Annotated in this window: 10 protein-coding genes; 6 read left to right on the top strand and 4 right to left on the bottom strand. The window is 57.4% G+C overall.

The window, feature by feature from the left end:
- The first annotated feature begins 31 nt into the window (after positions 1-31).
- Genes BN1143_RS16420 through luxS form a run of 4 tightly spaced genes read left to right on the top strand, consistent with a single transcriptional unit; the run spans position 32 to position 3,184 of the window.
- The gene (locus BN1143_RS16420; RefSeq protein ID WP_042051418.1) at positions 32-1,654 is read left to right on the top strand and encodes an NAD+ synthase; all 1,623 of its coding nucleotides are present in this window, start codon (positions 32-34) and stop codon (positions 1,652-1,654) included.
- Between the two features lie 9 nt (positions 1,655-1,663).
- Positions 1,664-2,002 (top strand): nitrogen regulatory protein P-II, encoded by a 339-nt coding sequence (glnB, locus tag BN1143_RS16415; RefSeq protein WP_005308848.1) that lies wholly within the window; start codon positions 1,664-1,666, stop codon positions 2,000-2,002.
- A gap of 60 nt (positions 2,003-2,062) precedes the next feature.
- Positions 2,063-2,656 (top strand): transglycosylase SLT domain-containing protein, encoded by a 594-nt coding sequence (locus tag BN1143_RS16410; RefSeq protein WP_272943021.1) that lies wholly within the window; start codon positions 2,063-2,065, stop codon positions 2,654-2,656.
- Between the two features lie 18 nt (positions 2,657-2,674).
- Positions 2,675-3,184: an S-ribosylhomocysteine lyase gene (gene luxS, locus BN1143_RS16405; RefSeq protein ID WP_011704660.1), complete on the top strand. Its 510-nt coding sequence runs from the start codon at positions 2,675-2,677 to the stop codon at positions 3,182-3,184.
- 61 nt (positions 3,185-3,245) lie between these two features.
- On the opposite strand, the gene BN1143_RS16400 is transcribed toward luxS, so the two are convergent.
- Positions 3,246-4,268 (bottom strand): GGDEF domain-containing protein, encoded by a 1,023-nt coding sequence (locus BN1143_RS16400; RefSeq protein ID WP_042051569.1) that lies wholly within the window; start codon positions 4,266-4,268, stop codon positions 3,246-3,248.
- A gap of 134 nt (positions 4,269-4,402) precedes the next feature.
- Between BN1143_RS16400 and rnr the strand changes: the two genes are divergently transcribed.
- Entirely contained in the window at positions 4,403-6,796 is a 2,394-nt protein-coding gene (rnr, locus tag BN1143_RS16395; RefSeq protein ID WP_042051417.1) for a ribonuclease R, read from the top strand.
- Between the two features lie 471 nt (positions 6,797-7,267).
- Here the strand turns inward: rnr and BN1143_RS22665 are convergent, their stop codons facing one another.
- The 3 genes from BN1143_RS22665 to BN1143_RS16385 all read right to left on the bottom strand — a co-directional run bounded on the left by BN1143_RS22665 (position 7,268) and on the right by BN1143_RS16385 (position 9,640).
- On the bottom strand, positions 7,268-7,537 hold the full coding sequence (locus tag BN1143_RS22665; RefSeq protein ID WP_197069878.1) for an NUDIX domain-containing protein: 270 nt from the start codon (positions 7,535-7,537) through the stop codon (positions 7,268-7,270).
- A gap of 222 nt (positions 7,538-7,759) precedes the next feature.
- Complete coding sequence (locus tag BN1143_RS16390; RefSeq protein WP_042051416.1) at positions 7,760-8,935, bottom strand: YcjF family protein; 1,176 nt, start codon at positions 8,933-8,935, stop codon at positions 7,760-7,762.
- A 156-nt stretch (positions 8,936-9,091) separates the two neighbouring features.
- The gene (locus tag BN1143_RS16385) at positions 9,092-9,640 is read right to left on the bottom strand and encodes a hypothetical protein (protein ID WP_042051415.1); all 549 of its coding nucleotides are present in this window, start codon (positions 9,638-9,640) and stop codon (positions 9,092-9,094) included.
- Between the two features lie 848 nt (positions 9,641-10,488).
- On the opposite strand from BN1143_RS16385, the gene rlmB reads away from it, so the two are divergent.
- A complete protein-coding gene (gene rlmB / locus BN1143_RS16380; protein WP_005308859.1) occupies positions 10,489-11,238 on the top strand; it encodes a 23S rRNA (guanosine(2251)-2'-O)-methyltransferase RlmB in 750 nt (249 codons plus the stop codon).
- Positions 11,239-11,242: the final 4 nt, after the last annotated feature.

The following is an 11,242-nucleotide window of genomic DNA, read 5'->3' as shown; positions in this document are numbered from 1 at the left end:
CCCATCATTTTCGAATTCAAGATGCATCGCCATGGCAAAAGCCCTCTCTCTGATGCTTGCCCAGTTGAATCTGACGGTAGGCGCCATCGAAGATAACTGTGACAAGGTGCTGGCGGCAGCCGCCGAAGCCGATCGGCAAGGCGCCGATCTGCTGGTCTGCTCCGAACTGGCCCTGACCGGCTACCCGCCGGAAGATCTGCTGCTGCGCGCCGACCTGATGGTCCGGGTGGAGGCCGCGCTGACCCGCATCGCGGCATGGCAGGGGGCTTGCGCCATTCTGGTGGGTCACCCCTGGCGTGAAGGGGAGGCGCTCTACAACGCCGCTTCCCTCTATGAGCAGGGGCAACTGGTTGCACGCTACTTCAAGCAGGATCTGCCCAACTACGGGGTCTTCGACGAGAAGCGCTACTTCACCGCGGCAACCGAGACCTGCGTGGTCCCCTTCCGTGGTCATCAGCTGGGCTTGCTCATCTGCGAAGACCTCTGGCAGCCGGGGCCGGCGCTGGCCGCCAAGGCCGCTGGCGCTGAGCTGCTGCTCACCATCAATGCCTCGCCCTACGATCAGGAAAAACCCTGGATCCGCCGCGAGCTGATGGCCGAGCGCTGCGATCAGACTGGTCTGCCGCTCATCTACCTCAACCAGGTATGCGGTCAGGACGAGCTGATCTTCGACGGCTGCTCCAAGGTGTTCAACAGCCAGGGCGAGCTGACTCACAAGCTGGCCCCCTTTGCCGAAGAGCTGGCGCTGGTGCGCTTTGCCGATGGTCAGCCGGTGAAGGAGCGGGAACCCGCCGCACCACTGGAACCCTTGGCCGAGACCTATCAGGCACTGGTACTGGCGTTGCGCGACTACGTCACCAAGAATGGCTTCCACGGCGCCGTGCTGGGCCTCTCCGGCGGCATCGACTCGGCGCTGACCTTGGCCATCGCGGCCGATGCCATCGGCGCCGACAAGGTGCAGGCGGTGATGATGCCATTCCGCTACACCGCCCAGATGAGCGTGGAAGATGCCAAGGAGCAGGCCGAACGGATGGGGGTGGAGTTCAACATCATTTCCATCGAGCCAATGTTCGAAGGCTTTATGGCCCAGCTGGCGCCGCTGTTTGAAGGGACCGCCCGCGACACCACCGAAGAGAACCTGCAGGCTCGCTGCCGTGGTGTGCTGTTGATGGCGCTCTCCAACAAGCGTCGTCGCATCGTGCTGACCACCGGCAACAAGAGCGAGATGGCGGTGGGCTATGCCACCCTGTACGGCGACATGGCCGGCGGTTTCGACGTGCTCAAGGACGTTCCCAAGACGCTGGTCTTCAAGCTGTGCGAATACCGCAATTCCGTCGATTATGTGATCCCGCAGCGGGTCATCGACCGTCCTCCTTCGGCAGAATTGGCACCGGACCAGGTGGATCAGGACAGCCTGCCCCCCTATGACATCCTGGATGCCATCCTCAAGCGCTATGTGGAAGAAGATGCCTCCGTGGCTGACATGGTGGCGGAAGGCTTCGAGGAGGCGGTGGTGCGCAAGGTGATCCGCCTCGTGGATCTCAACGAATACAAGCGCCGTCAGGCGGCGGTCGGGCCCCGCATCACGGCCCGCAACTTTGGTAAGGATCGCCGTTACCCCATCACGTCCGGGTTTGGCAAACAGAACTGGTAAGGAGTCACCATGAAGAAGATTGAAGCCATCATCAAACCGTTCAAGCTGGACGATGTGCGCGAGGCCCTGGCCGAGATCGGCATCAACGGCATGACGGTATCCGAGGTCAAGGGCTTCGGCCGCCAGAAGGGCCATACCGAGCTCTATCGCGGCGCCGAGTACATGGTCGACTTCCTGCCCAAGGTGAAGGTGGAGCTGGTGGTGCAGGACGAGGATCTCGATGCCTGCCTGGAAGCGATCCAGAACACCGCCCGCACCGGCAAGATTGGTGACGGCAAGATCTTCGTCTGCGAGGTGGAGCGGGTCATCCGCATCCGTACCGGCGAAGAGAACGAAGACGCCATCTGACGGATGGCCGAGCCTTGTGATGAGCCAACGAATGGAGACTCGAGCCCGCTGATGTCCTGGATGCGCCTCGTTGCGGTGGCCGGCCTGCTGGCCGGTCTGACCGCCTGCAGTACCCGGCCGCCGGCCCAGCCGGAAAACCTGTGCCAGATCTTTCGCGAGAAGCCGGACTGGCACAAGGCGGCGCTCAAGATGAACGAGAAGTGGGGAACGCCTGTGCAGGTGGTGATGGCCATGATGTATCAGGAGTCCTCCTTCGTGCACGATGCCCAGCCGCCGATGCAGTATTTCCTCTTCATTCCGACCGGGCGGGCCAGCTCGGCTTATGGTTACGCTCAGGTGAAAGACGAGACTTGGGCCGACTATCAGCGGGAGACCGGCAATAGCTGGAGCGATCGCGATGACTTTGCCGACGCCATCGACTTCATGGGCTGGTACACTCACAAGGCCCAGCGGCTGAACGGCACCTCCAAGTGGGATGCGTATGGCCAGTATCTCAACTATCACGAAGGGTGGGGTGGCTATCGGCGTGGCAGCTACCGCAGCAAGGGATGGCTGATGAAGACATCCCGCAAGGTGGAGGCTCGCGCCCAGCGCTACGGCGCCCAGTATCGACAATGCAAGGATCAGCTCTCCAGCGGGGGCTGGTTCTGGTAACCAAATCAGGAGTCAGAAATGCCGTTATTGGACAGTTTTACCGTTGACCACACCCGCATGGCTGCGCCGGCGGTACGTGTGGCCAAGACCATGCAGACCCCGAACAAGGACACCATTACCGTGTTCGACCTGCGTTTCTGCGTGCCGAATCAGGAGATCCTCTCCGAGCGCGGCATCCACACCCTCGAGCACCTGTTTGCCGGTTTCATGCGTGATCACCTGAACGGCAACGGGGTGGAGATCATCGACATCTCTCCCATGGGCTGCCGCACCGGCTTCTACATGAGCCTGATCGGTGCACCGGACGAAGCCCGGGTTGGCGCTGCCTGGCAGGCCGCCATGAGCGACGTGCTGACCGTACAGGAGCAGGGCAAGATCCCTGAGCTGAACGAATATCAGTGCGGTACCTACAGCATGCACTCGCTGGAAGAGGCCCATGCCATCGCCCGCCACGTGCTGGAGCGCGGCATCGGCGTCAACCGCAATGACGAACTGGCCCTGCCGGAAGAGAAGCTGAAAAGCCTCTGATCCCGGGATGGCAAACATGAAAAAGGCCGGTCAATGACCGGCCTTTTTGCGTTTGGCGAGTTCAGGATGGCAGCGGCATCACCCGGTTGCGGCCCAGCTCCTTGGCCTTGTAGAGCAGCTTGTCGGTGCGCTCGACCAGGCTGTCGCCCGTCTCCTGACCGTTGTACTCGCCAACGCCAAACGAGGCGGTGATGTGGTCGATGCGTCGGCCCGACTTGCGATCCAGGATCGACATCTTCTCGATGGCCCGGCGCAGGCTCTCCGCCATCTGGCGGCTCAGCGCCAGGTTGCGCATGGGGAGTAGTAGTGCAAACTCCTCGCCGCCGAGGCGGTAGGCAGTGACGCCCTCCTTGCAGGTCTCCCGCAGTCGCTTGCTGAAGGCGCGCAGTACCTGATCTCCCAGCAGGTGGCCATATTCGTCGTTGAAACTCTTGAAGCGGTCGATATCGGCGAGGATCAGCGAGAAGGGCTGCTTGCTGCGCAACAGGCTCTCTATCTCCAGATCGAAGGCGCGCCGGTTGAGCAGGCTGGTGAGGGCATCCTCGTTGGCCAGCTTGCGGGTCTCGTTGAGCGCCTCGCGCAGCTCCTTGATCTCCTTCTCGGCGCTGCTGAGCTGGTTGCGAAAGTGCATGGTCGACATGCGCACGTCCCGCGATTCGCGCACCAGATCCCGCAGGATCCCCATGGTGTCTTCCAGGCTCAGCCCCTCATCATCGATGAGGCTCAGCCGGTCGAAACTCTTGTCGAGCATCTCCTGGAACATGCCGGTATCCGAGATGGCATCCTGCATGGTGTGGCCGAGCTCGTTGGCCATGGCGGCCAGGTTGAGCTTCATCGCCTCCATCTGCTGCTCGTCCTGGGCGGCGAGGTGCTGGTGATAGAGGCGTTCGCAGGTGGTGAGCGAGCAGGTGCCCTGCAGCTTGATGGCCTGATCGATAGCCTGATTGAGCTCGGGCATGCTGGCCGCCACATAGTTATACCAAAGGGTGTAATTATCCGGCGTGGTGGGGATTTGATACTTGATCATCAGGGGAACCGCCTGCTTGAGATAGGCGGCGGATTGGGCGAACGAATCCTTGCTCATGAGTTCCATGTCTCATCATGACTGCAAACTGTGCATAGTATGACAGAGAGATTGGCCAAAAGGCAGTCGATGGATGCCATTCGCCCCCCCCTCCGATATAATGTCGCCGTTACCACCTACCCTAAGGCCTGCTTATGTCTCAAAAAGATCCTTTCCTCGAACGCGAGGCCGAAAAATACGAGAATCCGATCGCCAGCCGCGAGCTGATCCTCGACCTCATCAAGGGCCATGAAAAGCCCATGTCCCGTGAAGAGTTGGCCAAGGTCCTCAAGCTGACCGAAGAAGAGCCGCTGGAAGCCTTGCGTCGTCGTCTGCGCGCCATGGAGCGCGACGGTCAACTGGTCTTCACCCGCAACCAGTGTTACGCCCTGCCGGATCGCCTGAATCTGGTCAAAGGTTATGTGCTCGGCCACAAGGATGGCTTCGGTTTCCTGCGTCCCGAGGGTGGTGGCCCGGATCTGTTCCTGAACAACCGCGAGATGCAGCGCCTGATGCACGGCGACTATGCCCTGGTGCAGCCCACCGAGATCGACCGCAAGGGTCGCCAGGAGGCGCGTCTGGTGCGCCTGCTCAAGGCCCGCGAGGCGGACATCGTCGGTCGCTATTTCGTCGAGAACGGCGTCGGTTTCGTGGTACCCGACGACAGCCGTATCGGCCAGGACATCATCATCCCGGAAGGGGAGAACAAGGGGGCTCGCCAGAGCCAGGTGGTGGTTGTGCGCATCAACCAGCGCGCCACCGCCCGCTTCAATGCGGTCGGCACCGTATTGGAAGTGCTGGGTGAGAACATGGCCCCCGGCATGGAGATCGAGATTGCCCTGCGTACCCACGGCATCCCGCACACCTGGCCCGAGGAGGTGACCAAGGAGGTTGCCGGTCTCGGCGAACAGGTGCCGGAGAAGGCCAAAGAGGGACGCATCGATCTGCGCGCCCTGCCGCTGGTCACCATCGACGGGGAAGATGCCCGCGACTTCGATGACGCCGTCTTCTGTGAAGCCAAGCGCGGCGGCGGCTGGCGCCTGTGGGTCGCCATTGCCGACGTCTCCGCCTATGTGAAGCCGGGCACCGCCCTCGACACCGAGGCCTACCAGCGCGGCAACTCGGTCTACTTCCCCGAGTTCGTGGTGCCCATGCTGCCGGAGGTGCTCTCCAACGGCCTCTGCTCGCTCAACCCGCAGGTTGACCGACTCTGCATGGTGTGCGAGATGACCATCTCCGCCGCCGGCCGCATGTCCGGCTACAAGTTCTACGAAGCGGTGATGAACTCCCACGCCCGCATGACCTACACCAAGGTGGCGGCGATCCTGGATGGCGATCCCAAGCTGCGCCAGCAGTATGAGCCGCTGGTGGGCCACATCGAGGAGCTCAACAACCTCTACAAGGCGCTCAAGCATGCCCGCCATCAGCGCGGTGCGGTGGAGTTCGAGAGCGAAGAGACCCGCTTCATCTTCAACGCCCAGCGCAAGATCGACCGCATCGTGCCGCTCGTGCGCAACGACGCCCACAAGATCATCGAAGAGTGCATGATCCAGGCGAACGTGGCCGCTGCCCGCTACATCGAGAAGAACGAAGCCGCCGCCCTGTTCCGGGTGCACGACCGCCCGGGCGAAGAGCGCCTCACCGGCTTCCGTGACTTCCTGGCCGAGCTGGGCCTGGAGCTCAAGGGGGGCCTGGAGCCTGAGCCGAAAGACTTTGCCGACCTGGCCGCCAAGTTTGAAGGGCGCCCGGATGCGGAGCTGCTCTCCACCATGTTGCTGCGCTCCATGCGTCAGGCCATCTATCAGGCCGACAACATCGGTCACTTCGGTCTGGCGCTGAAGTCCTACGCGCACTTCACCTCGCCGATCCGTCGTTACCCTGACCTCATCCTACACCGCGCGATCAAGTATCAGACCGCCAAGGAGCAGCAGGGCAACCTGCGTCACAAGTGGACGCCGAGCGGTGGCTACCACTACCAGCTGGAAGAAGTGGATCCCATGGGCGAGCACTGCTCCATGACCGAGCGCCGCGCCGATGACGCCACTCGTGACGTGGCCGACTGGCTCAAGTGCGAGTACATGCTGGATCACGTGGGTGACGAGTTTGACGGCGTCATTGCCAGCGTCACCGGCTTTGGCTTCTTCGTGCGTCTGGCCGAGATCCACATCGACGGTCTGGTGCACGTCAGCACCCTCACCAACGACTACTACCAGTTCGACCCGTTGCACCAGCAGCTGATCGGCGAGAACTTCCGCCGCCGCTACCGTCTGGGTGACAAGGTGCGGGTCAAGGTGATGGGCGTGAACCTGGACGATCGCAAGATCGACTTCGTGATGGTGGAAGAGCCCCTCAAGATCACCGGCAAGAACGCCAAGCAGGCGGTGCGCAAGATGGCCGAGATCAAGAAGGAGAAAGCCAAGAGCGTCGAGCGCCACGACAAACGCAAAGAGAAAGAGGGCAAGGACCACGGCAAATCCGCCAAGGGCGGCCGTGCCAAACCCAGCAACAGACGACCGAGCAAAAAAGCGCGCGACAAGGCCAAGGGGTAAGCCCTTGGCCTATGGCTTGGGTCCGGTGACCCGGACTGAGGCCGTAAGGGGCTGATGGCCCGGGTTATCTTCGCCAGCGCCCGATAGCTCCGGAGACGAAAAAAATCCGAACCCTGTTACCGGGGTTCGGATTTTTTTATGGTCATCGAAGTGGGGAGGGGCTTAGCTTCTGGGCGGGGCTCGGCCAAGCTCCGCGCCTATGACGAAGAGTACACTCCCTGCGCGATTGCCACTCTATTGGCCGCTACGCGGCACTTAGAAAGGTGGGTGTCCCATTGTTCGTTTGTTAGGCTAAATGTTGCCGCTGGCTCAGTACGGTGTTTAAAAACTCTGGAATCCACTCGGGTTTGAATGAAGTAGAGTATTCATTTTGCATTTCTTTAACACCCCGCCATTTCCATTTTTGAATGGTGCATTTTTCTTCGTCAGTCCATTCAGCTGCGAATATATTTGAATCTGATGGGCATTCTACTAAGAAATATTTTCAAGCCAACGCGCAGGTGTTGAGCGTGCTACGGCATATACCTCATCTCGTTCTTTAAGTAGATGCCCTATTTCAAGAGTAAGTCCGGTTTCCTCGTATAGCTCCCTAGCGGCAGCTTCGTTGTAGCTTTCTCCTGATTTAAGTTCACCGCCAGCGGTTGCCCAGAAGGGAGCTTGATGCTCATCCTTGTATAGAAATAGTAAAAGACGGCCTTCGCTATCGATAATAAATAATCTAGAAGATTTCCTGACTTCCATTTCAGCTCCAATTTTAATGCGCAATAAATTTGTATTTAGCCTAACGCCCGCTTAAGGAGCTGCCAACGCTACTACTAGCTTTCTGCATAACACCGTAATCAAACAAACCAACGCATAGTAAAAATGCCATGCGTTGGCTGTCCCTCTTGAAGCGTTTTTTAGCAATAGGTTACGAAAGTCGAACTAACCCTAAGTTACTCGACATTTCTTACTACTGGTATATTACTTCTTGTAGCTGAATACATCTTTGAATACGGATATAATTCGCTCTGAGTTCTCAGGTAAAACGACTTCCCCTGTTTCCATGTCGAAGAACTGTTCCAATACAGCAATATAGGCATGGCCGACAGCTTCTGTGATAGCAACCGCTGTGGCGGCAGAAATCGCGCCGCCGATCAAGGTGCCAGCGCCGGGAATGAATTTCAAGACATTAGACACTACTGTTTTACCCACTTGTGCCAGTGCGGTAACACCCATGATTCCGGTTAAAACAGATGTCATTTTTGAGTTATCCGCATCTAGTTCGAATTCGGTATTAATTTTATAAACCATAGTGCTTTGTATTGCCGCAATAATAGGTGCGTCAGATCCAGGAATCGGTGAAGCCCCGGCTGTTCCCGCTGCGGCGGAAGCGATGTGAACCATTTTTCTCGCTCCCTCTTTCATCGCGGCAAGGCGCTTTTCTATTTTTAAGCGTTGAGCTTTGAGAAAGGCATTTTTTGCCGATTTCTTACCCTCAGGAAATCGCGCCTCAGTGACCTCGATCACGGACTCAAGCCCTTTGACCTTTACCACAATATCTTCATCAACTTCATAGGGGACGGAATTGACGGAAACATAAGCTCCGCGCAAAAAGTCTTTATATTTTTTGTCAATGATAAGCTTTGCTTCTTCAACAAAATCTTTTTCGGCCTTACCTGTGACACGGGTAAAAACTACGATAGCGGGGATATCACGCTTCTTGAGCAAGCCTATTAGCGTAAGGTCGCGATCTTCCACTCGACCGCTGCTGGCTTTAATGCAAACCCAGCCAACATGAGGAATGTCGCAGTCGTCATTGGCGTTATCAATGGCTTCCTTGAATTCATTTTCCAGTGTCGCCATTGTGTCTTTATAGTCCTCAGCCTCTATGCCTTTGGTGTCCCAAAGGCAAATACCTTTTTCAGGGATCGAAACCTTCTCAAGGTGCTGAGTGACAGGCCTTCCTACTCCGACTTTAACAACTTCCTCGCCAAAAATAGCGTTAATCAAAGTGCTTTTACCTACACCGCTAGCACCAGAAATAATGATATTGCATTGTTCTTTTTCATTCACTGCCCTATTTTTGGCACTGTCATGATCAAATTCACCGTTTTCCTCATTGTAGCTATCACCAAGGAAATCTCTATAATCGCCCATTTTTTCTCCTTATTATTTCAGTTAAACCTTAGAGTTATCTATTTTAATTTGCCGACACTGTTCAGTGGTTGCTTTTGCTAACGCATTGCTCATCGGAAAATGACGAGCGCCAGCGAGTTATTTTTCCGGTGCAGTAACTTGTTAGAAGCCCTGTTACTATCCGCAATAAACATACCTACGGCATTTCCAATCAATCACGATCCTGTTTTTTACGTACAGCAAATTGAAATTCGGATAGAGGTCTTCAACCAAGGACTTCCCATCAGAACCGATGTCTGAAGAAAGCCATGAATGAATCGTATCCATCAGTTGGCCATACTCATGGTAGAAAATTCTGAGATCGAGCGTGCGTTTTAAAGCTTGCTCGGAAACCAAATCTAAAACCTGAGCTATTCGGTCTATAGCACCGTCATCGGGCGCCCCTTCTGTGTACAAGGCGGAAAATGGAATTTGACGTCCATCCTCGGAAACAAAATGACCTGGTTTGGCCCCAGCTGGCTCGGATGCGTCATGGAATAGCTTAATCCACTGCTCAAAATCCTGTGTTGGAATGCTATCCCGGAAAAGCTGAATCATACGGAAACTGTTTTCTAGCCTCCGTTGGTTCTGCCCTCGATAGTAGGTGAGTAGCGCCACTACCCCACCGATCACACCAAGCCCCAACATCAACCAACCGCGAACCTCTGTAACCAAAGATATCTCCATACCTAGTTCTTCTAACAGTGATTAGATGGAAGGCGGTACTAATCCGTTAGCAGAGAATTCCATATAACTCCGTAACATCTTTATCGCCGCCAAGTGAAAATTATCATTAAATCATAATGTTACCAGCTTGCTTTTAGTGCCGAGCGTATTCGCTTGCCCCCCTCTTTTGGCGCCACCATTAGCACTGTATGAAAAAACAGCGCACAGATCAGTCTTGGAAAGCGTCGCCTCATCACGCCTGCGTGGACGGCTTAGAAATGAACATGAGATAGTCCCCATTTTGAGTGGCTCGTAGTGGGCAACTCGCTTATCCATTCCAACAGACAGGGCTACCGCCTCTGAATTCCAGCCTCCAGTCTGCTGCTTTTTACCTGCGGGGTTTCGCTGGCCTGGCTCATGGGTGACTCCGACGAGGCTGTTGCCAAACGACTATGTTAGCGAGCGATGCAGGAGAAAGAAGCGGGATATGATTTTTTTCTGAGCAAGATCAATAAATTAATCGTCCTGAGCTGTGTGGAAGTCGACCATCAACAACGAAAGGGCTGATCTTCAATGAACTAAGATTGGGACAGCTACCGTTTTGAGCGCCGCGTAGCGAGCCCACTTAATCACTGCCGGGCCGGGTCAGGTACACCATCAAAGATGATGGTGCAGCCACATCAAGAGGCCTGTCATAGATCCGGAGCTTGGCCGAGCAGCTCCCTCCTCCCTAGATGCCGGTCTCTCTGGTATGATGCGCCATCATTTAGCGACCGGTGACGACGCCAGCATCATGGTGGTCAGGCTGCCGGTAGGGCCATTTTTCTTTGGGGCGCACTGGGTGTGACCCGACACCACGGATCTTGAACATGAGCAGTGAACTGATTTACGGCATCCACGCCGTGGCCGCCCTTCTTGAGCGCGAGCCGGAGCGTTTCATCGAAGTGTGGGCCCTCAAGGGCCGCGATGACGACCGGCTGCAGCCCCTGCTGGCGGAGCTGGATGCGCTCGGCCTCAAGGTGCAGAGCGTGAACCGCAAGACGCTTGACGACAAGGCGGAGGGCAACAATCACCAGGGCATCATGGCCCGGCTGAAGGAGGCGCCCAAGCTGGCCGAGCACGATCTGGCCAGCCTGCTGGACAAGCTGGCCGAGCAAAAAACTGCCCCTTTCCTGCTGGTGCTGGACGGGGTGACCGATCCGCACAACCTGGGGGCCTGCCTGCGCAGCGCCGATGCGGCCGGGGTGCATGCGGTGATCGTGCCGCGCGACAAGGCCACCGGGCTGACCCCTATCGTACGCAAGGTTGCCTGTGGCGCTGCCGAAGTGGTGCCGCTCATTCAGGTCACCAACCTGGCCCGCAGCCTGCGCGAATTGCAGGAGCGTGGCGTCTGGCTGGTCGGCACCGCCGGTGAGGCGGATCACGACCTCTATCAGGCCAAGCTGACCGGCCCCATGGCGCTGGTGATGGGCGCAGAGGGCAAGGGCATGCGTCGCCTCACCCGCGAGCACTGCGACGAGCTGGTGAGCATCCCGATGGCGGGGGCGGTATCGAGCCTCAACGTCTCGGTGGCGACCGGCGTCTGCCTGTTCGAAGCCGTGCGCCAGCGTCGTGCCTGAGGCA

This window comes from Aeromonas dhakensis, from assembly GCF_000820305.1.
Taxonomy (GTDB): Bacteria; Pseudomonadota; Gammaproteobacteria; order Enterobacterales; family Aeromonadaceae; genus Aeromonas; species Aeromonas dhakensis.
The sequence above is the reverse complement of the archived record's forward strand: the minus strand, read 5'-3'. Positions and strand labels throughout refer to the sequence as shown.